Consider the following 23,481-nt stretch of genomic DNA (forward strand, 5'->3'; position numbering starts at 1 on the left):
CGCCCTCTTTCTTTCTGGGTTCCGGTTGATGGTGCGTCAGAAGCGGGCTATATTAATCCTCACGAATAATTATCGGTTATGGTGCGTCAGAAATCAATTATAGCGGTTCGGTGGATTGGTGAGGTACTTTTTAAAGCCCCTCTCCCGTATGGGAGAGGGGTTTGGGGTGAGGGCTTTACCTCATGAGTCTGAGAATCGCTATATCCGGTGAGGATTATAATTCTCGGTTATGGTGCGTCAGAAATTAATTCTCCGGTGAGAATTATAATTCTCGGTTATGGTGCGTCAGAAATTAATTCTCCGGTGAGAATTATAATTATCGGTTATGGTGCGTCAGAAATTAATTCTCCGGTGAGAATTATAATTATCGGTTATGGTGCGTCAGAAATTAATTATCCGGTGAGAATTATAATTCTCGGTTATGGTGCGTCAGAAATTAATTCTCCGGTGAGAATTATAATTATCGGTTATGGTGCGTCAGAAATTAATTATCCGGTGAGAATTATAATTATCGGTTATGGTGCGTCAGAAATTAATTATCCGGTGAGAATTATAATTATCGGTTATGGTGCGTCAGAAATTAATTATCCGGTGAGAATTATAATTATCGGTTATGGTGCGTCAGAAATTAATTATCCGGTGAGAATTATAATTATCGGTGTCTGACGCACCCTACCGCACCCTACCGCACCCTACCGCACCCTACTATTAAACTACTATGGTAATTGTACCACTAATTGAAGATACCGATCGCCTCGATATGAGATTAAAAGAAATTCCCCCGGTTCCGGGTGTGTATTTCATGAAAGATGGTAATGAGAATATTCTGTATATTGGGAAATCTAAAAAATTGCGATCGCGCGTGCGTTCCTATTTTCGCGATCGCCATAACCATAGTCACCGGATTAACTTAATGATTCAACAGGTGACAGATATTGAATTTATAGTTACCGATACAGAAGCCGAAGCCTTAGCCTTAGAAGCTCATCTGATTAAAACCCATCAACCTCATTTTAATGTCTTGCTGAAAGATGATAAAAAATATCCCTATCTGTGTATTACTTGGTCGGAACCATACCCCCGTATTTTTATTACCAGAAAACGCAGTTTAAGCAATCCCAAAGATAGATATTATGGCCCCTATGTAGATACGGGATTATTGCGAAGTAACCTACAATTAATTAAGCGTCTATTTCCCCTGCGTCAACGTCCTAAACCCCTATTTAAAGACCGTCCCTGTTTAAACTATGATATCGGTCGCTGTCCGGGAGTTTGTCAGGAGATGATCTCCCCAGAAGATTATCATCAAATTGTCCAAAAAGTGGCGATGGTGTTCCAAGGACGGACGGAAGAACTTATCGAAAATTTAACCGCACAAATGCAACAAGCCGCCGCTGAGTTGAACTTTGAAACAGCGGCGAAATTGCGCGATCGCCTTCAAGGTTTACAGTCCCTCAACCAGGATCAAAAAGTTTCCCTTCCTGATGAAACGGTGTCTCTCGATGCGATCGCTTTGGCTACTGATGGACAACAAGCCTCCGTGCAACTTTTCCAAATCCGCGCCGGACATTTGGTTGGTAGGTTGGGCTTTTTTGCCAAAGTTTACCCTACTGAAAAAGCCTTGACTTCCCTAGAGTTGGGGTTAATTATTCAGCGGGTTTTACAGGAACATTATCAAACCGTCGATCCTGTGGAAATTCCTAGGGAGATTTTCCTACAATATAGTTTACCAGATGCGGATTTGGTCACCGATTGGTTAAGCGATCGCAAAGGTCGCAAAGTAACTTTAATTACTCCCCAACGACAATCAAAACTCGATTTAATTGAAATGGTGGAACGCAACGCCAATTATGAGTTAATGCGCGTGCAAAAATTAAGCGATCGCCATCATCAATCTCTCCAAGATTTAACCGAAATTCTCGACCTTCCCGACCTTCCCCACCGCATAGAAGGTTATGATATCTCCCATATTCAAGGTTCTGATGCAGTCGCTTCGCGGGTGGTATTTATTGATGGTTTACCCGCCAAACAACACTACCGACAGTATAAAATAAAGAATCCTAATGTACATTCGGGAAGGTCTGATGATTTCGCGAGTTTAGCCGAGGTGATTGGTCGCCGTTTTCGAGATTATCATAATTTAGAACCCCAGGACAAGCCGGATTTGATTATGATTGATGGTGGGAAAGGTCAACTCTCAGCCGTGGTTAAAGTTTTGCAAGATTTGGATATTTTAGAAGAGTTAAAGGTGATTAGTTTAGCCAAACGCCGAGAGGAAATTTTTGTCCCTGGTGAGTCTCAACCATTAACTACTAATCCTGAACAACCAGGGGTTGAATTATTGCGACGACTACGAGATGAAGCCCATCGATTTGCGGTTAGTTTCCACCGTAACCAACGCAGTAAACGCATGAAGCGATCGCATTTAGACGACATTCCCGGACTCGGACACCACCGCCAAAAATTGCTATTAGGTCACTTTCGGTCTATTGATTATATTCGCATAGCCACCCCCACACAACTCGCGGAAGTTAACGGAATTGGCGAAAAACTAGCCCAACAAATTTATGATTATTTCCATCCTTCTACCTGATGCAGATTAAGCTATGATATATGGTAGCTGCCGGGAAGATGTGCTATAAATAGGACTAGATTGGTCTGACTCAAAATCCTAGAATCTCAATCCCACCATGAAATTAATTGACGGTCCGCAAAATCTTCCGACTCTCCAAAAAATACAGTGGATAACTAACCCCCTTGGTTATATGGAAAATTGCCAACGTAAATATGGAGATATTTTTGTAACTGAAATCGGGGTGGCGGGTCATCCAATTGTGTTTGTTTCCCACCCCCAAGCCATTCAAGAAATCCTCACCCGCGATAAAGAATTTACCGCCCCCGGTTCATCTAATCGTATTCTAGCGCCTGTGGTGGGGGATAAATCCGTCATTTTACTTGATGGTAAAGACCACCTAAGACAGCGAAAACTGTTAATGCCGCCTTTCCATGGGGAACGGATGTTTAATTATGGTAAATTAATCTGTAATTTGACCACAGAAATCGGCGACACTTTACCCATTGGTAAGACTTTTCTGGCGCGAGATTATGTGCAAAAAATCTCCCTGGCTGTCATTCTTAAAGCTGTGTTCGGAGTCTATGAAGGACCCCGTTACGATCGCCTGAAAAAATTAACAACTGAACTGGTCGCTGTTACCGATTCTCCTATTAGGGCGAGTATCTTATTTTTCCCGATTTTACAACAAGATTTAGGGCGTTGGAGTCCCTGGGGGCGCTTCCAAGGTTTGCGGCGCGATATCGATAAACTGCTATTAGAAGAAATCGAAGAACGTCGCCAAAATCCCGATCCAAATCGCACCGATATTCTCAATTTGATGATGTCCGCTAGGGATGAAAATGGGGAACCGATGACCTATGAAGAATTGCGGGATGAACTGTTAACTTTATTATTCGCCGGACACGAAACTACCGCCACCGCCATGGCTTGGTCTTTGTATTGGGTGCATAAACTTCCTACGGTGCGCGATCGCCTTTTATCAGAGTTAGCAACCCTCCCCCCAAATCCCGATCCGATGACTATTTATAGACTACCTTATTTAACAGCAGTTTGTCAAGAAACCCTGCGAATTTATCCAGTCGCAATGGTGACATTTCCCCGTGTTACTACTCAAGCGGTGGAACTGATGGGATATCATATAGAACCCAACATAGAAGTGATTGGCTCCATCTATTTAACCCATAATGATCCGACAATTTATCCTGAACCCAAACAGTTTAAACCAGAGAGATTTTTAGATAAAAAATACTCCCCTTATCAATATTTGCCTTTTGGTGGTGGTGTGCGTCAATGTATTGGTATGGCTTTGGCTCAATATGAGCTAAAATTAGTCCTAGCAACAGTCATGTTAAACTATCAACTAACCCTGGCTAATTCCCAGCCCGCCAAAGCCGCCCGCCGAGGGGTGACTTTATCAGCGACCGGAGGCATTCCTATGGTATTGACAGGGCGGCGATCGCTATCTCCCAACTCTGTGGGAGTTGCACCGAAAGAAACCCCGCTTCTGGGTTAACTCTTCTGGTTAAGCCCAACGGTCCCCGAAGTTACCAGGTTTATGGGGAATTTCTCCCCTATTTAATCCTTTTTGGTCTTGATTTCCGTCAGATTAACCGTATAATATTAACAATGGCTCAATTTTTCATGGAGATGGGATTCTGAAATCTCAAAAATTACTAATGATTGATACATTCAATTGTTCCCCCCAACAGTTAGCCATTTGGCTGAGTCGTTTGGTGGAAATTTTGCGGAGTCAAGGTGGTTTAACTTGGCATAACTTTGTTCACAGCGTCGCTGGTAAAACCGCCATCATAGAAATTGATGGCATTCAGTTGAGATTAAATGCCAATCATAGCGAACCTCTCCAGGTAGATATTACTGATAATTCCGATAATTCCGAGTCAGTGGAAGCCTTTAATTTTCGCAGCGAAGCCGAAACCTTGCGAGATTTAATTGGGGGTCGGTTGACCTTAGATCAAGCTGTAGCGACGGGTAAAATCAATTTGCGGGGAACTTTATCAGAGTTGTTGGGTATTCAGAAACTAGCAATGAATATTATCGCCGACAGTGCCATTAATCCTCAACTACAGCAACTGTGGAAAGAATTTGACGATCTGTGGTTCCGTCCCAGTTTTCCTCCCCCAGTTTTGTCTCTGGAAGAACAAACAGCCCAGCACGGGGAATTAATTCGGAATGTCCCGAATGATGTACTGACAATTGAGGTGTAAGCGGAGGAGAAATGTGGAAAAACTCACTGTGGAGGGAGAAATTATTTTTTTCGTTTAGCCGTGGTCTCTCGACTTTTCCCCGCTCCCAAATTTCGCCAGACTCGAAGGCGAAAAAATAGGGTCAATCATCTTTTGTCTGATGCCCCGAACTTGAGTCAAATTCCCTGGATTTTGTCAACCTTTATTTTCATATGTTTACTCTGATATGCTATCTGAATTATTCCATAAATTTGGTGTGCCGTTTTTTCTGTCAGTAGTCCACGATCCAAATCTTTGTATTTCTTGGTCACAATTTGGTGAAGATACTCTAATTTTAGAGTTGATTTCCAGAAATAAATCCACCCTATTTAGCAATTACTATGTTGATATCGGTGCTTATCATCCCAGTCGATTTTCTAACACTAAACTTTTGAGTATGATGGGATGGAAAGGTATGAATGTAGATCCCAATCCTCAATCTGTGAAACTATTTGAACAGGAACGTCCCCAGGATATCAATCTAAATCTAGGTGTTGCTTCTTATGAAGGGGAGTCAGAAATCTATTGTTTCGGCGAAGGTGCTATCAACACTTTTAATGAGGAAATGGCCGAATATTTTATCAGACACGAATGGGAGTTTTTGGGTAAGCAAAAAGTAAAGGTACTCCCCCTTAACCAGCTACTTGACACTTATCTTCCTGAAGAAATTAAAGATTCAGAAATTGGTTTCTTAGACATTGATTGCGAAGGTTTAGACAAGGAGATTATTCTAAATTTGGATATCAATCGCTATCGGCCTTATATCATTGCAGTTGAGGCCCATGATTTCAATCTTATGCATCCTCTCTCTCACGAAATTGTTCAGTTTCTGAGCGCTGCCGATTACCAGTTGGCTGCTTACACCGGACCCACCCTTTTGTTTAGACGGTCAGGGTAATGGTATTTACGTTGGGAAGTTTAATGAGGCCTTTTAGATATGAATCTTGAAGTCGGGATGGTTGGTTAGAGTTTTTCATCGGTTAAAGCTATAATAGAATTGAAGCCAGATTTTCAGAATTAAACATGGTCGCTCGCATCGTATTAGCAACCTATGGTTCTTTGGGTGATTTGTATCCTTATTTGGCGATCGCCCGAGGATTAAAAGCCAGGGGGTATCAGCCGGTCATCGCCGCCGCCGAAAAATACCGCCCTTATGTGGCGGCGGCGGAAATCGAATTTCATCCTTTGAGGGAAAGGATATGGGAACACGATAACAAATTCATGCAAATGCTAATGGACTCCCAACGGGAGGTCGAATACATTATTTGTTATCAATTGATGCCCCACTTGCGGGCGACTTACACCGACTTGATGGCAGCGGTACAGAGGGCGGATCTGCTAATAACTCATCCGCTGGTTTTGCCTGCTGCGATTGTAGCCGAACAAACCCAAATTCCTTGGATTTCAACGGTTCTATCAGCCTTTATGTCAGTTTACGATTCGCCTGGGGGCGATAGCTTCGCTTCACGCACCGAGGCGATCGCTTCCCCAGTCTCAGAGTATGAACGGTGTTTGCAATGGGTAGCCAAAGATGCCAAACAACGCCAACTCCGCTGGATGGTTCGCCATTGGAGTGCCCCCCTGCGCCAACTGCGTGGTTCGTTGGGACTCCCACCAGGCCCAGATCCCCTGTTTGAAGGGCAGCATTCCCCCGATTTAGTGCTGGCTTTGTTTTCCCAGGTTTTTGCCAGACCCCAACCGGACTGGCCTAGGCAAACTGTCGTCACCGGGTTTCCGTTTTATGATAAACCCCACAATCAGGGGTTATCTGAGGAACTGAGAGAGTTTTTAGACAGCGGGCCGCCACCGATAGTGTTTACTTTGGGTTCAACGGTGGTGTGGACTTCCGGTAATTTTTACTGGTCTAGTGCGATCGCCGCCCACCAATTGGGTTATCGGTCAGTGCTAATGATGGGCCCTGGGGCGGATAGTCTCAGACCGGACCAATTGCCCGAAGGTGCGATCGCCGTCAATTATGCCCCCCACGGGCAAATTTTCCCCAGGGCGGCAGCGATCGTCCATCATGGAGGCATGGGAACCACAGCAGAAGCATTGCGATCGGGGCGGAGAATGCTGGTGGTTCCCCACAAATACGACCAGCCAGAAAATGCCGCCCGCGTCGTCCGCCTCGGGGTCGCCCGAATGCTCCTACCCCAACAATATACTGCGGAGTTGGTAGCTGCCGAACTTCGACAACTGTTGTTTGAAGAACAATATACCCAGAAAGCCGCTGCCATTGGAGAAGCGATCGGGGCGGAAAATGGAGTAGAAACAGCCTGTGATGCGATCGCCAACTTGATGAGCCAATACCGGAGTCGGAAACCCGCCAGATATTCCGGCTCCCCTAATGATTCTCAGATCACATATTCCCCGTAAACTAAGCCGGTGGCGAGCCATGTTTTTTCTCCTAGTTTAAGGGTAACGGCGGCGCGGCCAGTCAGTTCTTCAATAAAAGTATATTGCCGTTGTTGATTGTCGGGGACGATTAATTCCACTACCGACTCAAAATCAATCTCAATTAGCAATTGGTCTTGGTCATCAGCGGCGATAATTTCTAAGGTGCTGGGGGTTTGCAATAAGCGATCGCTAAATAATAGCGCCATAATTCCCGGCAACCTGGGGGGAATGACAGCCACCTCCGACCAGTCCCAATTAATCTGTAAAGTGGCACCCAAAAACACTTTTCGCAATTGGTGATTGACATAAATAAAAATATAGGGAAAGCCGCCTTGGGAATGGTCTTTGTTGGTGCGTCTGTCCAATACCAAAGTGATGGAGGTGCCATCAATGCAGGTGCCAAAAGCGACGAACCACTCCCAACCGATATCTTCCCCCCAGCGGAAGCGGCCAAAATTGCGATCGTGGTAGCAAAACCAGTTCGGGTGAATGGGAAACGATCGCCCAGCAACGGATAAGTTTCCCCTCACTTGCAAGCCCGGTACTAATCCCCAGCCGATGAATCCACTGCCAAACGGTGAATTTTCTGTGACTAATAGGGGGGTGGCTGTAGCTGTCGCCTCCAATTCAATGAATAGCTGCGATCGCCGATCTTCTACTTCTAACCGCGTCTGGGTTCCGTTGACTTGCAATTCCATCCCTTCACCTTGCCAATGTACGGGTTCCGGGCTGATTTGACTGGGGTTCCACTCTTGGGAAAAAGTCGTTCCGAAACTGGCAAAAGGGGCGCTCTGGCTACAGTCGAGCCCTTGAAAATCAGTCGGAACTGTCACCATAAAACTGGTTTGAATTTCTCCAGTTCCCGGTCTGGCGATCGCCGTCAGATTCACCAGCACTCTAATCTGAGTATCAGGATCTAATAATACATAATGATACCAATCTTTCCAATCTAGGGGGGCGGTGGGATCCTCGAGAGGGATTCGCAGTTGTTCCACTCGGGCAAGTGTTTGTTCGTCAATGGTCATTTTGGCGCTAGAAATTAACTACAATTGGGCGGTGGATAACTTATCGTTGTAGGGAACCTGGCTCGCTGAGAACGTCTTTAATTGGCGGGGTGGGGGTGGGGGCGGGTGGGGACACGGACGGTGCGCTAGAGGCGATCGCCTCCAATGTCGTAGCTATCCTGGGGGAAACACAACTGAGTCCCAAAACAATCTTGAGAAACCAAGCCTCCCCATCTATTCCTAATTGGTTCACCAAGTCCGCCGCCGAAGTCTGGGAATTAGGGATTGGGGAACCAGCAATATCCCACAACCACTGTTCCCAAAACTTGAGCAAACCCGCCCTAGAAGCCGGAGTCCCCACGGAATTGTGAAAAGCGGTAGCCGTGGCTTGACTGACGGCGATCCAACGGGGGACGGAGGCGGCGGCTAAACTCAAAACCCCATTTTTGCAGAACCGGGTGAGTCGCAATCGCTCTAGTAGCATTCGACCTGGGGGGGTTCTGGCATAGTCGTCCCCTTTTTGGGCGAAAATTAGCAATAATTCTAACACCAACCAACGAGCCGGAAGTAAGTCTAATTCTGGCAATCGCGTCCCTAAATGATACGAGCAACCCGCTATGGTTTGGGGGGGAGAGGTGGCTGGGTTTAATGGCTCAATTTTCTGGGTGGCGATCGCCTCTATATGGGAAGCAATTCGAGGCGACAATGACATCAATCCTAGGAGAAAATAACCCAACCAGCGATCGCTATCTGTTCCCAGTTTAGCCACAAATTCTGTGAAAGGTGCGTCAGAAATCAAATGCTCCGGTGTTGATTTAAATTCTCCGAATCTGACGCACCCTACAAATAATGGGGCGACGATGGGTTTAGCCGTTTCTGGGGCTTCTACGTCGCTGTCTACCAAACTCAACAGCCACCTTTCCCAAATATAAAGCAGGCCTTCCCGGCGATCGCCCTTGAGGACTTGACCGGACATCGATAAAGTTTCCGAAATCCAATCGGGGACTTTTGCCGTAGCCAGCACTGTCGATACAGTTGAGAAAAAAGCGGTTTGTCGCAGTTGCGAGAACAGTTTTACACCCTCCGGGGTGCCGGTGTATTCCTCTCCTTTTTGGCTGATGGCTACTAATAATTCTGCCACCAGCCAGCGAGAAGGAATGCGATCGAGGTCGTTCAATGCCGAAATCAATCCCCAGGCATTTTGGGTGGTTATGTCCTCATACATTGACGGGTTTTGAGCCGCTAATTTTGTTAATGGAAAGCTGATATTAACCGGATATTCTCTAGGCTTTCTCTCGGCAATTTCAGCTTTAACATTTAGGATGATTACCAGAGGTTCCTCAAGTAATCCGGGAAATCTTAGCCAACTTTTAATAACCTGTCCTGGTGGCAGTTCTAAAGGTAGTTTTACCCTCACAGTTTGAGTGGCTTTTCCCGCACCAGAACCTAGATAAATATAGTCAGGTTCCACCGGATTAATGGTGGCGAAAATATCCCCGTTCTCGGCGATCCAATTATCTAAAACTGGTCGCACCAGTAGGGTTTCACCGCTATTATTATGCAGGGACAGTCTCAGCACCAGTTCACCGCCGGGGTGAATTTCAGCTTCGACTGGGGGGGGCATTGCCATCGGGTTTTTATGTTCGATCATCTTGACAATCTCTCTATTTTATGGTAGAATAACTTCCTCAATACCACTTGATTTTATGGTGGGTCAATCCTCCTTAAATGAGCAAGGGGCTATGAATCGTATCATAACCCCCAAAAATGCTATAAATTTCGATAAATCACATAGTTAATTAATTCTTTCAGAAAGCGGCGATCGTGAACCGGGGTCTGCCATTTTTCCCCTGGTCTGAGCGGAGTTTTCGGTTCCATAAAATCCAGACTGTCCAAAATCTGGGCAGCTTTTTGAGCCAAAGATCTAGCCACAGCCCAACCATGTTCGATGCTACCATACTGGCGCATTTTCTCCATGACAAATTCTACCTGTTCCGGGGTCTTTTCCGGTCGGGGGGTGGCGAGAATTTCCAACATTCGGCGGGATTCGACTGGACTACTATGGGCGATCGCATGATTGAGCATCAAAGTTCGTTTTCCCTCATAAATATCTCCGCCAATTTCCTTCCCATAAGCCTTCATATCTCCCACCAAGTTTAATAAATCATCTTGGATCTGAAAAGCAATGCCTAAAATCATGCCAAACCGAGTAACTCCCGCCAAAGGTTCCACCAAATCTTGAGGGTTAGCCGAGGAATTCCCCACAATCAAACCGATGCGACAGGGGGTCATAAAAGAATACCAGCAGGTTTTTTTGACGCACATTTTAAAATAATCGCGATCGCTTAAATTTTGGGTATTTTCTGCCACCCAATCCAATTCCATCGCCTGTCCTTCCACCGATTGACGCGCCATAAACTCAATTTCGTGGAGTACATTCAGAGTTTTGGTTACCCCGATCGCCGATAAATTTTCCAGCAACAAACCAACAGCCAGTACATTGGTTGCATCCCCGACATTAATCGCCCGGGGAATGCCAATATTGTGGTGTAACGTCCCTTTTCCCCGGCGCGACTCTGACCCGTCCTCAATATCATCGTGAATCAGAAACGCATTGTGATACAGTTCCAAAGCCGCCGCCGTCGATAGCGCCACCTGTCCCATGCCACCCATCGCCCGCGCCGCACTAATACACATGGTGGGGCGCAGCATTTTACCTCCCCGAAACGGGTAATCGAGCAACAAATCATATAAGGGTTCGTAGGAACCGATAATTTCCCGCCGCCTACCAATAAATTCCTGAATTTTGGCCCCGATCGCGATTCGGGAGTCTTCTAGTGCTTGGTTAATAATGGTTTTATCAAACTGCGTCGGTTCCGATGTCGGGAGGATCGCCTCCGACACGATATTTAAGTCCGCTTCCAGGTTCGCATCTTCCGGCAGAATCGAACCCCGGTTATTTTTACCGTCGGGAATGCGATCGCCAAGGGTTGCGGATGCCACATCGTTGACTGCAATGGTCGCGGTTTGGGGAGTGCGATCGCCAAGCGGCACCGTAAGGCGCGTAGGGGCGGATGCCACATCGCCATTAGCATTGGAAACCGCGATCGTTTGGGGAACACAGGACTGTAATTCACCAGCCGAGTCCGTTTCCTCAGTCGGAAGAAATGGCACAACAGACTTACCATTCCCACAGCCATTTTCCCCCAATTGAGCGATCGAGGAAGTAGATTTTTCCAACTTATCCGATACCGAGTCACTCTTGACCCCTAAAAACATCAAATTGAGCAGGATTCCCCAAACCGTAAAATACAACAGGATTCCCCAAAAGACTAAATTGGATGGAGGGCTAAGACCGAGCCAATTTAACAGCAATTCAAACATTGATCAAGTACAGCTAGAAGGGCAGCTAGAAGGGCAGATAACCACCATTAAAATCGGATACATTTTGGCATTATTCATCATTGCCTAGTGCTAGACAGGCAAAGAAAGCCAATTGACAATCTTTATAGAGGCTATCCCTAGGGATAGCCACTTATTTACATCAATCAATGACAAAAAGCTCACCCCACCCGGTCACATCAGACAATGTAACCGGGTTTGATGATGGATTTCAACAATGGGAAATTGATACCATCAACGGTAGAATAATTTGTCGTTGGGATTACCTTTATTAGGCAATTCCTAACAGTTGCTTCTGGGCATCATCAAGTTTAGCCCCCGTGAGGTTCGCATTACTGAAGTTAGCCCCAGTGATGTTGGCTCCCCGCAGGTCCGCATTTGTCAGGTTGGCATTGGTGAAGTTAGCCCCAGTCATGTCGGTTCCTTGCAGGTCGGCATTTGTCAGGTCAGCACCACAGAAGTTAGCATAGCCCAGATAGGAATAGCTGAGATTGGCATAGCCCAGATAAGCGTAACAGAAATTCGCGTAAGCCAAGCTAGCCTGGTTTAATTGGGCTCCAATTAGCTTCGCCTGACACAAGTTAGCAAAACTCAGATCCGCTTTGGTGAGGACCGCGTAGCTTAAATCGGCAAAACACAAATTAGCATAGCCCAGATAGGCATAGTTGAGATTGGCATAGCCGAGATAGGCGTGACAGAGATACGCGTAACTCAAGTTAGCCGCGACCAGGTTAGTGGCTCCTAAGTTGGCTGCACACAGGTAGGAAAAGCTCAGATCGATACCACTCAGATTCATTTTGCTCAAGTCTACTTGCGGCAAGTAACTATTCGGAAAATCTCGCTTGCCCATGTCATACGGAAACTTTATCTTTGTGTAGCCTGGGGGTGTGGGGGCGCAGCCACCCTGTGGTGGTTGTATGAAACTAGACCAGTCAACATTCGGCGGGGTCGGTTGTGGCTCCTCTGAACCCCCACTGGGCTGGGTCGGTTTCTCGCCTTCATTTGAACTGCCACCTGGTTTCTCTTCCCACCAGGAGGGGGCTGCATCGCCAATCGAAGGCCATTCTAGCCAGATACCAGCTTTATTGGTCAAACCTAGTTGGCCGGGACGGCAAGACTGGGAGCCTTCTTTGGCTGTGGTTTGCAAGTTCCCAACCGGGTCGGCCATTTCAATGTTAAATACACTCCGGGCTGGGACGGCATTGGCAGGGTTCCCACCAATCACAAAGTGCAGTGTTCCTCTCGCGCCTTTACTCAGATCGATTTGCGTGTCCGGGTCGGTGTAGAAAAACTCCCTCAAATCGGTGTGGTAGACTATCTCTTGGTCGTTCGCAGTTTGGGAATTTCCGTAGACAAAGTACCCTTTGCCATAGGTTTGGTTATTGTTAGTGACTGTCCTGAAGTACACTTTCACCATGATTGAAGTCCTTAATTTTGAAAGGCAATAAAATATCGAAATCGCAGTCTTTGCTGAACTAGACTCGGTGACGTAACAACGCCATCGAAAGTCATCACAAATTAGCCCCCTCTCCCAACTGTCTGGTGGAGCATATTTTGGGGTGTGACCAATCACCGACCTATGCCATGACATGACCGCGCGATCATGATACTGGATAGATCACATTGGCTAATTTTTGAGACTAAAACCCTCTTCCTGGGTTGATTTTCAAGCCCAGTTCAAGCTCTATACTTGATGATGCACCCGATCGCAACTTAGACTAAGTTCTTTGAAACCACCACAGATGGCGTTCAAGCCAGAAACTAGACGCGCACTACTGGCGATCTGCTTCGCTGTCACTGCCCAATGGAAAATCAGTTCAGCGGTTAACCTAAGTTGGCAACCAACATAACAAATTTGCCGTTTTTTGTCAACTAAAATACAATTTTTATTGTGAAGATTTATGAACAGGCAACGAACACTATTTAGAGAGCCTAAATGGGCCATATATAATATATATAATGGTGTCCTCGCCTGGGTCAACACTCCCTAGATCCGTTTATGGTGGCCATGGGACTTTTTCAGCGATCGCTTTCCTAATTTCTCAAGAAGGGGTAACTTTTTCAGCGACCGGAGGCATTCCTATGGTATTGACAGGGCGGCGATCGCCATCTTCCAACCCTGTGGGAGTTGCACAGAAAGAAACCCCGCTTCTCGGTTAACTCTTCAAAAGCAATTCCCTTATTGTTATAATAATCAAAAAGGTAGTCGGAGAAATATAAATGAATACTTCTATTATCGATCGGGTCGTTGAACAACTCAAAGTCATGCCACCGCAAAAGCAATCGCAGGTACTTGAGTTTATTGAGACATTACTCAAAGCTGAAGTTCGAGGGACTCCAGGAAGGCAGTTACTACCTTTTGCTGGTTCAATTCCGTCCGACGATCTTCAGTTAATGAGTGAGGCGATCGCCCAAGACTGCGAGGAAATCAATTTATGAATAATTCGGGACTTTTTGAGCGATCGCTTTCCCAATTTCTAAAGAAGCCGTCGCCGCCGGTGATGGCGCATTACAAACATGAAGCGCACGGGGACTTTCTACAATTAGAAAATCATCCACTAATCCCCCATTAGGCATTAACGCCTGTGCCCGGACTCCCGCATGGGTGGGGATGATATCCTCCGCTTGAATTTCAGGAATTAATCGTTGTAAACTCCGTACAAATGCCGCTTTACTAAAAGACCTGATAATTTCTTCCACCCCATCACTCCAATATTTAGCCGCCAGTTTCCACAGTCCTGGATAAGTCAAAATTTCCATTAACTCACCCAAATCAACATCAGTTTTTTTATAACCCTCTCTTTTGAGGCTTAAAACTGCATTAGGTCCCGCGTGTACCGAACCATCAATCATCCGCGTAAAATGCACCCCTAAAAATGGGAAATTGGGGTTAGGAACTGGATAAATTAAATCCTTGACTAAATATCTTTTTTCCGGGATTAACTCATAGTATTCTCCCCGAAATGGGATGATTTTAGCTGGGGGTTTTACCTGGGTTAATTCTGTGATGCGATCGCTATAAAGACCAGCACAATTAATCACAAAATCCGTCACAAATTCTCCCTGGTTAGTGGCTAATACTAAACCCTGAGAAGTTTCCGTGATTTTATGCACCTTAGTATTTAACCGTAAATCCCCCCCTTTTTCTGCCACTAAATCCGCATATTTGGCGCTCACTTCACTATAGCTAACAATCCCCGTAGACTCAACTTTAATCGCCGCCAAACAACGCACATGAGGCTCAATTTCTGCCACCTCTTCCGGCATAATTTTAGCGACAGGAATTTGATTATCTAAGCCTCGTTGATAGAGATTATCTAACAATGGCAATTCTTCCGGATCCGTGGCTACAATTATTTTACCACAGACATCATATTTAATCCCCTGCTGTTCACAAAAGTTAACCATTGATAAATTCCCCTGGCGGCAGAGAGTCGCCTTGAGGCTACCTGGTTTATAATAAATACCAGAATGGATAACCCCACTATTATTACCAGTTTGGTGAAAAGCCCAAGATTTTTCTTTTTCCAAGATGATAATTTTAGCCTTTGGGTGAGTTAGACTTAATGAATAAGCAGTAGATAGTCCGACAATGCCACCACCAATAATTGCTAAATTGTACATAATTTCGATAATTTCCTGAATTGATTGCGTTGTGCTATAAATATTAAACAGGCACCTTTTCAAACCATCTTAAAATTCATGAATGATCTGATTTGGCTGCTGATTTGCTCCAGTTTAGTATTCCTGATGCAGCCCGGGTTTATGTGTTTGGAGTCGGGGTTAACCCGTTCCAAGAATAGCATTAATGTTGCTATCAAAAATCTAGCTGATTTCGGAATTTCCGTCTGGCTATTTTGGGCGATCGGCTATGGGCTAATGTTTGGCACCTCCCAATTAGGACTTTTCGGTTCTAGTTACTTTGTTTTAGATGTTAGTAACATCCCCAGTGTAGCTGCTTTTTTCCTATTTCAGACTATGTTCTGTAGCACCGCCACCACCATTGTTTCTGGGGCGGTGGCTGAAAGAATGCGATTTACAGCCTATTTAATTGTAGCTGGTTTTACCTCTGGCTTAATCTATCCCATTTTCGGACATTGGGCTTGGAATGGTTTAAATAATGGTGTCAATAATGGTTGGCTAGATCAGTTAGGGTTTATAGACTTTGCTGGCTCCACTGTTGTGCATAGTATCGGGGGATGGGTAGCCCTCGCTGCTTTATTAGTAATTGGACCCCGCGCCGGGCGATTTCCTAAAGGTAAAAGTCCCCGCAAAATTCATGGCTCTAATTTGCCTTTATCGGTGTTAGGAGTGATGCTACTTTGGATAGGTTGGCTGGGGTTTAATGGTGGTAGCGCCTTGGTTTTAAGCAATCAAATTCCCGTGATTATTGTGAATACTATTTTAGCCGGGGTCGCGGGAATGTTGGTGCGTTTATTTATGGCTTGCTGGCGCACAGGTTCCATAGAAATAGAATGTTTAATTAATGGTTCTCTGGCTGGACTGGTGGCAATTACTGCCTCCTGTAACGCTGTGGGAACTTTGCCAGCTATAATCATTGGAGCCTTGGGCGCAATTATTACTATGATGGTATCTACACAATTAGTTAAGTGGCGCATTGATGATGCTGTAGATGCGGTGGCGGTTCATGTGGGGGCGGGAGTTTGGGGAACTTTGGCAGTGGGTTTATTTGCCCGTTTAGATGTGCTAAATACAGGCTTAAATCGCTTTGGTCAAATAGCTGTACAAGTTTTGGGAACAGTTAGCGGCGCTATCTGGGGATTTTTAGTTAGTTTAATTTTGCTTTTAATTATCAATAGATTCTACCCTTTACGGGTTTCAGAAGACGGCGAAAATATCGGACTAAATATTTATGAACATCGGGCTAAGTCGGAAATTTATGAACTGTTTAAGGTTATGGACTTTCAAGCTCAAACTAAGGATTTGAGTTTGCGGGTTCCGGTGGAACCATTTACGGAAGTTGGACAAATTGCCACCCGCTATAATTATGTGATGGATGCCTTGGAAGAAGCGGTGCGAAAAACTGAGGCGATCGTTGAGACTGCTACTGATGCTATTCTTACTTTGACGACATCTTCTCTGGTGGTTTTGACTGCTAATTCTAGTGCTGAAGCTGTTTTTGGTTATAGCAAACAAGATTTGATTGGCATGAAAATTAGTGGATTGATTACGGAAAGTTTTAATTCTAAAATCTGGGATAATTCCTTAATCAATCAATGGTTAAAAAAAACCTTGTCAAGGGGCGATCGGATGGCGGGCTGATGGTTTTAATTTTCCGGTAGAAGTTACCTTAAACCCGGCTCAATTAGGAGCCCGATCATTTATGATTGGCACTTTTCGAGATATTACTGAACGACACCAAGCCCAAGAGTCCCTGGCTTCAGCATATCAAGAAATTAAAATGCTTAATCATCAACTCCATGATGAAAATAAATATCTCAATATGGAGTTGGAAATTACCCGCCGCCTACAACGTTTGCTGTTACCGAGTGAAGCAGAACTTGAGGAAATTAAAAGCCTGGATATTGCGGGTTATATGGAACCTGCTACAGAAATAGGAGGTGATTATTATGATGTTCTCGCCTTTGGCGGCGGGGTGACTATCTGCATGGGAGATGTCACGGGACACGGTTTAGAAAGTGGTATGGTGATGTTAATGGCTCAAACTGCTGTCAGAACTCTACTAGAAGCGGGAGAAACTGATCGAGTTAGATTTTTGGATGTTCTGAATCGAACTATTTACCTAAATGTGTTAAGAATGAACTGTGATAAAAATATGACTCTGGTATTGCTTGATTATCAAGGTGGAGAAATCAGAATCTGCGGTCAACATGAGGAAGCAATTTTAGTTCGTAGTGATGGAAATGTCCAACGAATTCAAACTATTGATCTGGGTTTCCCGATTGGATTGGTTGATGATATCTCGGAGTTTATTAGCCATTATACTACCTATTTAAATGCTGAGGATGTGGTGATTTTATATACTGATGGTATTACTGAGGCAGAAAATGCAGATGGGCTTCACTATGGAGTTGACCGACTCTGTGCCGTGGCTGCCAAAAATCGTGATCTGACTGCTGCTGAAATTCGACAGTCTATTATTCATGATGTTATGGAATACATCGGTAATCATCAGGTTTATGATGATATGACTATCTTAGTGTGTAAACAGCGCTAATTTCTAAATTATTAATAATCACCATAAGCAAATATACTGCTTACCTTCGACACCAGAAGCCCCCAACTACCCCCAGCCAAGCTGTCTATTTCTTGGGAGAGAGATAGATGGATGAAAGTAAAATTGTGTGGTATTATAACTACATGGTTAAGTAATAGGTGATCTATGTTAAGGGCTTTGTCAAAATTCGTTTTAGGGCTACTGGTGGCAGTTTTCCTTCTGGGTAGCTATAGGACGACTCCAGTATATGCTGGGGTGGTTCCCGAAGAATTGGCTAAAGCAGTTGAGGCGATCGAAAATCTGGATGGGTTGCGTAGGGGTTTAGCTTCGACGCTAGAAGGACAAACCACAGAACCGACCGGACAAACTTTTAAAGAAGTTTGTAAACCGGTGGGAATGCAAGCAAAACAACTCAGCGAAGATAATGGATGGCAGGTTAAACAAATTGCTAATAAATATCGCAACCCGGCTCACGCTCCTGATAATTTACACGCTAAAATGGCGTTAGCACAATTTGAACAAAACCGGGAATTGATGGGATTTTGGGAACCAGAAACTATTGATGGTAACTCTGGTTTCCGTTACTATCGCCGGATTAATGTTGAGGCTACTTGTTTGGCTTGTCATGGTTCCCAAAATAGCCGCCCTCAGTTTGTGAAAGATAAATACCCTCAAGATTTGGCTTTTGATTTTAAGGAAGGGGATTTGCGGGGAATGTATGCGGTGTTTATCCCAGAAATTCAAGCTGCTTTAGAGGCAAAATAATGTTAATTAATGTCAGAAAAAATGTCAGAAAATTGGTGTCGATTTTGTTGCTAATTATTCTGCCTTTGCTGTTGGTTATGGTTCCGCCTCAACCAGCGATCGCCTTAATTCAACAACAGGAGGAGGCCCCCGGACAGATACTTTATAAATCTCGCCATAGTTTGAGAGATAATCAAGGTAATTCTTGGCAGGTGGTTCTGTTTAAGCGGATCAAAAATGGGGAGGTCAAGGATGTGAATTTGCGCTTGGTGGGGTTTCCGGGGTCGGTAACATTTAATCATCCTGAACCGTTGCAAATTGTGGTCGGTAATGGTACAATTATCGAGGCGGTAGATGAGTTTGGCGAAAAAGCACCCGGCCCGAATGTTGGACAATACAATTTAACGGATGTTTTGCCCAAAATTTCCCCAGCCGATGAAATCGAGCTTTACTTGTCGATCGCTGAAACAAAATGTGCGATCGCTATCCCGTCTCCAGTAGTTCTGGAATGGAAGGCGATCGATAATCCTGGTTAATAATTTCTTAGGGTGGAGAAAAATAATTGTCTCCACTCTATCCCTGATTATGGTTGACTGGGTGCATCTAAAAACGGTGGAATAGGACAGTTAAGAGAAATCACGATCGCCCTTAGTAACTCGGCTTGGTCTAAGGTGACATTGTGATCCGCCAAGACGGTATAGGCGCAAGCATCAACTACCGCCTGTTTAAGTTTGGGGGCGGCGAGTTCCAGACGTTTGAGGCTTTCACCGACTTGAGTTAAACTATATTCACCGGGCGCGGTGGGTAAAGTTTCCCCGGAATTTTTAGGTAGGCGCAACAGTCCGGCTTGAAAAGCTATATCAACCGCCCCCGGAGAATCTTGGCCGACGCGAGCCAAAGCTGATAACACAGTAACACAATCAGACCAAATCTGTTTAATGTCAGTAAACTTAACTTTAGATTCCGGTTGTGTACTCGGAAAGTAGTTAGTCAACCGTTGACGCAACACAACAAAAATCGCATACTCGGACAGACTCAGATGATTGTCAGCCTTAATCAAAACCCTGGCTTGTTTCAGCAGTTGGGTACACTGGCTAACACTTCCACCACGCAAAGCAGGTATGGCTAAATCAATCAACGGTAGACGAGTCCGCGCGTTCAAACTCTCCAGGTAGGGACTGAGGTTTTCGATCATTTCCAACACTGGCGGCGGGGAGGACTCTCGCAAGGAAGACATTTGGCGATCGCGCACTTCTGGGTCTGTATGCAACAATAAACTATAGATAATGGCGATCGCTCCATTTACATCACGGGTAGCCATGCGTACAGGTTCGGGAATATCCGCCAAAAACCCCCGCACATTATCAAGATGTTTGGGGTTGGTAGTCCCCACTCCGGCGACTACCCTATCCGGTGAAACTGACAACGACTCCGGTTGAGGCTGTGGTTGAGGCGATGAACCCGCAAACCCCGCCACCATTTCATTACCGGAAGCTATAGACGACATAGAGGGATTATTTCCGGTTTCTTCCACCGACCAAGTGCGACCGGCGAAACCTTCCAAACGCTTAACCCTTTCTTTCACAGGGGGATGAGTTGCAAAGATTTGTCCGAAACTCTCAAAAATCCCTGTAAACGCCTCCCCAAAAAACAGGTGACTAGCTTCTTCAGCCCTAGGATTTCTTACCTTAGAACCAGATTTATAACCCGCAATCTTTTGTAGTGCGCCACTAATACCGTCAGGGTTGCGGGTAAACTGAACTGCAGAAGCATCCGCTAAAAACTCCCGTTGGCGAGAAACGGCACTTTTGATTAACCTTCCGCAAAAAAAGCCGACCCCGCCAATAACTACCATTCCTAAACCAATAATCAATCCCGAATCTTTGCCCTTTGACGACGATTTGCCACTACCTCCCCCTAAAAAACTACCCCTTAACATTACCCGACCTATAAGATAAATGAAAATCAAACCCTGAATTACTCCGATTAGTCGCAGATTTAGGCGCATATCTCCATTGAGAATATGGCTAAATTCATGGGCGATTACTCCTTGTAACTCATCGCGATCGAGTTGTTCTAAACAGCCTCGCGTTACCCCAATTACTGCGTCATTGGGAGTAAATCCCGCCGCGAAAGCATTGATTCCCTGTTCTTCCCCCAAAACATACACTTCGGGAACGGAAATTCCAGAGGCGATCGCCATTTCCTCGACAATATTAAGTAGTCGTTTCTCCAGTTCATCCCCGGTCATGCGATCGACTAATGTTCCCCCCAAATCCTCAGCGACTACCTTACCTCCCCCCCGTAATTGAATAGATTTCTGGACACTTCCCGCGCCGACAGTGCCGATAACTCCCAAGGCGACTAAGAACAACAGTTCCGGTTGCCATACTAACCGATCAAACTGTGCAAATACCACCACCCCATATAATAGGATAATCATCACAATCACAGCCACCACAAACAAACCCAGCAAATAAACCGTGTTTTGTCTGGCTTGGTCTTGATGCTCAAAGAAATTCATAATTAGAAGGAAACGTTAGGAACTTCTTTCACCTCTGGGGATGATTCTTCTAGTAATTGAGCTTCTTGGAAATTGAAGCTACTAGCCACCAAATTACTCGGAAATACATCCTTTTTGGTATTGTAAACAGTTACGGCATCGTTAAAAGCCTGTCGCGCAAAAGCAATCTTATTTTCAGTAGAGCGCAACTCTTCCATGAGTTGATCCATGGATTTATCAGCCTTTAAATCGGGGTAGGCTTCCGACAGAGCAAATAACCTTCCTAATGTACCCGTTAAAGCGGCTTCCGCCTGTCCTAATTCTTGCATAGCTTGGGGGTCGCCAGGGTTCGAGGCTGCTTGATTCGTGGCGGTAACAGCAGCATTGCGAGCGGCAATAACTGCTTCTAAGGTTCCCCTTTCATGAGCCATATAACCCTTGACTGTTTCGACCAAATTCGGGATTAAATCATGGCGGCGTTTGAGTTGAACATCAATCTGAGCATAGGCATTTTGATAGCGTCTGCGTAGGCGTGCTAGGCTATTATATGCCTGGACACCTACAATAGCCACCAGGATGACCACAACAATACCGATGACAAGCAAAACGGCGAAAATTCCAGCAAGTATCTCCACAGTCTAGGATCTCCTTGGCGTGTGTCTGCATGGTTCGCGGATTTGACGCGGGTTATACTCGGTGTATCAAGCTGGATTAGTTTAATTATGTTTTCCCAACCTAAAAGAAGTAACCCGGCTATGGGGCGCATTATAACATAATCAAATCTGGCTAACCACAAATTGTTACACTTTTTAACTTAACCCGCACTCCCACCCCGGACAAAATAGAAACTGGCTACTTGGCTTCGCCACTGTACTCGAGGTGTGGTTAGAATCTACTCGAGATTAATTATAGGTCAAGTTGACTATGAATCCTGCTTTGACGAACTTTGGCGATCGCATGTCTCGTTTAACGGGAGTGCGAGCCATTATGAAAGATATTATCGAAACCTTGCGCTCTGGTAAAGGTCAAAAATTCATTAATTTAAGCGCCGGAAACCCGGTCATCTTACCAGAAGTCGAACAACTTTGGCGCGAATGTACCGAGCAACTCCTATCTAGTCCCGAATATGGTGAGGTAGTCTGTCGCTACGGTTCGAGCCAAGGATACCAACCTTTTATTGATGTCATTGTGGAAGATTTTAACTCTCGCTATGGGTTAAATTTAAGCGATCGCAATATCCTAGTCACTCCCGGAAGTCAATCAATTTACTTTTACGCCGCCAACGCCTTCGGAGGTTATAACAGCCAAGGACAGCTCAAAAAAATTGTCCTTCCCCTCAGTCCAGACTATACGGGTTACGGCGGCGTTAGTCTTATTCCCGAGGCGGTTTTTGCTTATCAACCCACCCTCGACATAGACGAAAATTCCCATCGGTTTAAATATCGACCCGATTTTAATCAACTCTCTATTAATGAGGATACGGGCTGCGTTATTTTTTCCCGTCCCTGTAATCCCAGCGGCAATATTCTCACCTCAGAAGAAGTGCAAAAAATCGCCGATTTAGCATCCCCTTATGATGTGCCAGTATTCGTAGATTCCGCCTATGCTCCCCCGTTCCCGGCTTTGAATTTTACGGACATGGCTCCGGTTTTTGCTGATAATATTATTCACTGTATCAGCCTGTCTAAAGCCGGATTACCCGGAGAGCGTTTAGGTGTCGCCATTGGTAATGAAGATGTGATTAAAGTTTTGGAAGCCTTCCAAACTAACGCCTGTATTCACTCCCCCCGCTACGGACAAGCTATAGCAGCTAGAGCGATTGGATCGGGAGCTTTGTCTGATATTTCGGTTGAGGTAATTCGTCCCTACTACAGCAATAAATTTAATATCTTAGAAGCTACTTTAAATGATGCGATGTCTACGGATTTACCCTGGTTTTTGCATCGCGGAGAAGGGGCAATTTTTGCCTGGCTGTGGTTTAAGGATTTACCAATCACAGACTTAGAACTATATCAGGAGCTGAAAAAGGTGGGTATTATCGTGGTTCCTGGTAATTCATTTTTCCCAGGATTACAACAAGAATGGTCTCACAAAAATCAATGTATTCGCATTAGTCTAACTGCTACTGATGAGGAGATTGTGGAAGGGATGAAGCGTCTAGCTCAGGTGGTCGAAATGGTTTATAGACAGGCTATGGTAGAAGTTTAAGTGCTAATTAAGGCTGTATAATTACTAGAGTTTATCGGGGTTCAAAATCTCTGGAATTCTGAACCCCCGTAAATGCTCGATCGCATTTATTCGCACCTGGACGGGAAGGCGATCGCTTCTTAGTCAACTTAACGGTAATTCAGAATCGATCGCCACCCGATGAGCATTAATGTAGAATGAATCAGGGATAATCTCAAATCTCGCTC

General features: G+C 45.1%; 20 protein-coding genes and 1 pseudogene. 14 read left to right on the top strand and 7 right to left on the bottom strand.

All coding sequences use genetic code 11. From position 1 onward, the window contains the following. The first annotated feature begins 207 nt into the window (after positions 1-207). The 6 genes from N39L_RS21025 to N39L_RS21050 all read left to right on the top strand — a co-directional run bounded on the left by N39L_RS21025 (position 208) and on the right by N39L_RS21050 (position 7,194). The gene (locus tag N39L_RS21025; RefSeq protein WP_014276283.1) at positions 208-666 is read left to right on the top strand and encodes a hypothetical protein; all 459 of its coding nucleotides are present in this window, start codon (positions 208-210) and stop codon (positions 664-666) included. Between the two features lie 52 nt (positions 667-718). Continuing rightward, on the top strand, positions 719-2,593 hold the full coding sequence (gene uvrC / locus N39L_RS21030) for an excinuclease ABC subunit UvrC (protein WP_014276284.1): 1,875 nt from the start codon (positions 719-721) through the stop codon (positions 2,591-2,593). A 97-nt stretch (positions 2,594-2,690) separates the two neighbouring features. Continuing rightward, a complete protein-coding gene (locus tag N39L_RS21035) occupies positions 2,691-4,088 on the top strand; it encodes a cytochrome P450 (RefSeq protein WP_014276285.1) in 1,398 nt (465 codons plus the stop codon). A 163-nt stretch (positions 4,089-4,251) separates the two neighbouring features. Then, positions 4,252-4,800, top strand: a complete 549-nt coding sequence (locus N39L_RS21040; RefSeq protein ID WP_014276286.1) for a hypothetical protein — start codon at positions 4,252-4,254, stop codon at positions 4,798-4,800. Positions 4,801-5,005: 205 nt separating this feature from the next. Then, positions 5,006-5,716 (top strand): FkbM family methyltransferase, encoded by a 711-nt coding sequence (locus N39L_RS21045; RefSeq protein ID WP_014276287.1) that lies wholly within the window; start codon positions 5,006-5,008, stop codon positions 5,714-5,716. 125 nt (positions 5,717-5,841) lie between these two features. After that, positions 5,842-7,194 carry a glycosyltransferase gene (locus N39L_RS21050; RefSeq protein ID WP_014276288.1) on the top strand — a complete coding sequence of 451 codons (1,353 nt, stop codon included), beginning with the start codon at positions 5,842-5,844 and terminating at the stop codon, positions 7,192-7,194. Here N39L_RS21050 and N39L_RS21055 read toward each other — a convergent pair. The 4 genes from N39L_RS21055 to N39L_RS21070 all read right to left on the bottom strand — a co-directional run bounded on the left by N39L_RS21055 (position 7,173) and on the right by N39L_RS21070 (position 13,038). After that, positions 7,173-8,240 carry a hypothetical protein gene (locus N39L_RS21055; protein ID WP_014276289.1) on the bottom strand — a complete coding sequence of 356 codons (1,068 nt, stop codon included), beginning with the start codon at positions 8,238-8,240 and terminating at the stop codon, positions 7,173-7,175. The two genes, N39L_RS21050 and N39L_RS21055, sit on opposite strands and share 22 nt — an antisense overlap. 40 nt (positions 8,241-8,280) lie before the next feature. Continuing rightward, complete coding sequence (locus tag N39L_RS21060; protein WP_014276290.1) at positions 8,281-9,870, bottom strand: hypothetical protein; 1,590 nt, start codon at positions 9,868-9,870, stop codon at positions 8,281-8,283. A gap of 119 nt (positions 9,871-9,989) precedes the next feature. Continuing rightward, a complete protein-coding gene (locus N39L_RS21065; RefSeq protein ID WP_014276291.1) occupies positions 9,990-11,603 on the bottom strand; it encodes a polyprenyl synthetase family protein in 1,614 nt (537 codons plus the stop codon). A gap of 289 nt (positions 11,604-11,892) precedes the next feature. Beyond that, positions 11,893-13,038: a pentapeptide repeat-containing protein gene (locus tag N39L_RS21070; RefSeq protein ID WP_043468477.1), complete on the bottom strand. Its 1,146-nt coding sequence runs from the start codon at positions 13,036-13,038 to the stop codon at positions 11,893-11,895. Positions 13,039-13,583: 545 nt separating this feature from the next. Between N39L_RS21070 and N39L_RS21075 the strand changes: the two genes are divergently transcribed. Beyond that, entirely contained in the window at positions 13,584-13,781 is a 198-nt protein-coding gene (locus N39L_RS21075) for a hypothetical protein (RefSeq protein WP_161783020.1), read from the top strand. Between the two features lie 60 nt (positions 13,782-13,841). Beyond that, the gene (locus N39L_RS21080; protein ID WP_014276294.1) at positions 13,842-14,060 is read left to right on the top strand and encodes a hypothetical protein; all 219 of its coding nucleotides are present in this window, start codon (positions 13,842-13,844) and stop codon (positions 14,058-14,060) included. Here the strand turns inward: N39L_RS21080 and lhgO are convergent. Beyond that, on the bottom strand, positions 14,055-15,245 hold the full coding sequence (lhgO, locus tag N39L_RS21085; RefSeq protein ID WP_006619545.1) for an L-2-hydroxyglutarate oxidase: 1,191 nt from the start codon (positions 15,243-15,245) through the stop codon (positions 14,055-14,057). The genes N39L_RS21080 and lhgO overlap by 6 nt on opposite strands. Before the next feature lie 78 nt (positions 15,246-15,323). On the opposite strand from lhgO, the gene N39L_RS21090 reads away from it, so the two are divergent. The 5 genes and pseudogenes from N39L_RS21090 (at position 15,324) to N39L_RS21110 (ending at position 19,100) form a co-directional block, all read left to right on the top strand. Further along, on the top strand, positions 15,324-16,904 hold the full coding sequence (locus tag N39L_RS21090) for an ammonium transporter (protein WP_014276295.1): 1,581 nt from the start codon (positions 15,324-15,326) through the stop codon (positions 16,902-16,904). Next, positions 16,888-16,962, top strand: a pseudogene (locus tag N39L_RS21095) (hypothetical protein); the annotation flags it as partial. The gene N39L_RS21090 and the pseudogene N39L_RS21095, both read left to right, overlap by 17 nt. Positions 16,963-16,965: 3 nt before the next feature. Beyond that, the gene (locus N39L_RS21100) at positions 16,966-17,820 is read left to right on the top strand and encodes a PP2C family protein-serine/threonine phosphatase (protein ID WP_006619547.1); all 855 of its coding nucleotides are present in this window, start codon (positions 16,966-16,968) and stop codon (positions 17,818-17,820) included. Positions 17,821-17,997: 177 nt separating this feature from the next. Further along, on the top strand, positions 17,998-18,585 hold the full coding sequence (locus N39L_RS21105; protein WP_231851976.1) for a Tll0287-like domain-containing protein: 588 nt from the start codon (positions 17,998-18,000) through the stop codon (positions 18,583-18,585). Next, positions 18,585-19,100 (top strand): DUF3122 domain-containing protein, encoded by a 516-nt coding sequence (locus N39L_RS21110; RefSeq protein WP_006619549.1) that lies wholly within the window; start codon positions 18,585-18,587, stop codon positions 19,098-19,100. The genes N39L_RS21105 and N39L_RS21110 overlap by 1 nt, the downstream gene beginning before the upstream one ends. A 47-nt stretch (positions 19,101-19,147) precedes the next feature. On the opposite strand, the gene N39L_RS21115 is transcribed toward N39L_RS21110, so the two are convergent. Together N39L_RS21115 and N39L_RS21120 are read right to left on the bottom strand one after the other, a co-directional pair. Further along, entirely contained in the window at positions 19,148-21,088 is a 1,941-nt protein-coding gene (locus tag N39L_RS21115) for a M48 family metallopeptidase (RefSeq protein ID WP_006619550.1), read from the bottom strand. A 2-nt stretch (positions 21,089-21,090) separates the two neighbouring features. Further along, positions 21,091-21,702, bottom strand: coding sequence for a LemA family protein (locus N39L_RS21120; protein ID WP_006619551.1), 612 nt, complete (start codon positions 21,700-21,702; stop codon positions 21,091-21,093). A gap of 289 nt (positions 21,703-21,991) precedes the next feature. Between N39L_RS21120 and N39L_RS21125 the strand changes: the two genes are divergently transcribed. Then, positions 21,992-23,275 (top strand): valine--pyruvate transaminase, encoded by a 1,284-nt coding sequence (locus N39L_RS21125; RefSeq protein ID WP_006619552.1) that lies wholly within the window; start codon positions 21,992-21,994, stop codon positions 23,273-23,275. Positions 23,276-23,481: the final 206 nt, after the last annotated feature.

It is taken from the genome of Limnospira platensis NIES-39, from assembly GCF_026000695.1.
Taxonomy (GTDB): Bacteria; Cyanobacteriota; Cyanobacteriia; order Cyanobacteriales; family Microcoleaceae; genus Limnospira; species Limnospira platensis.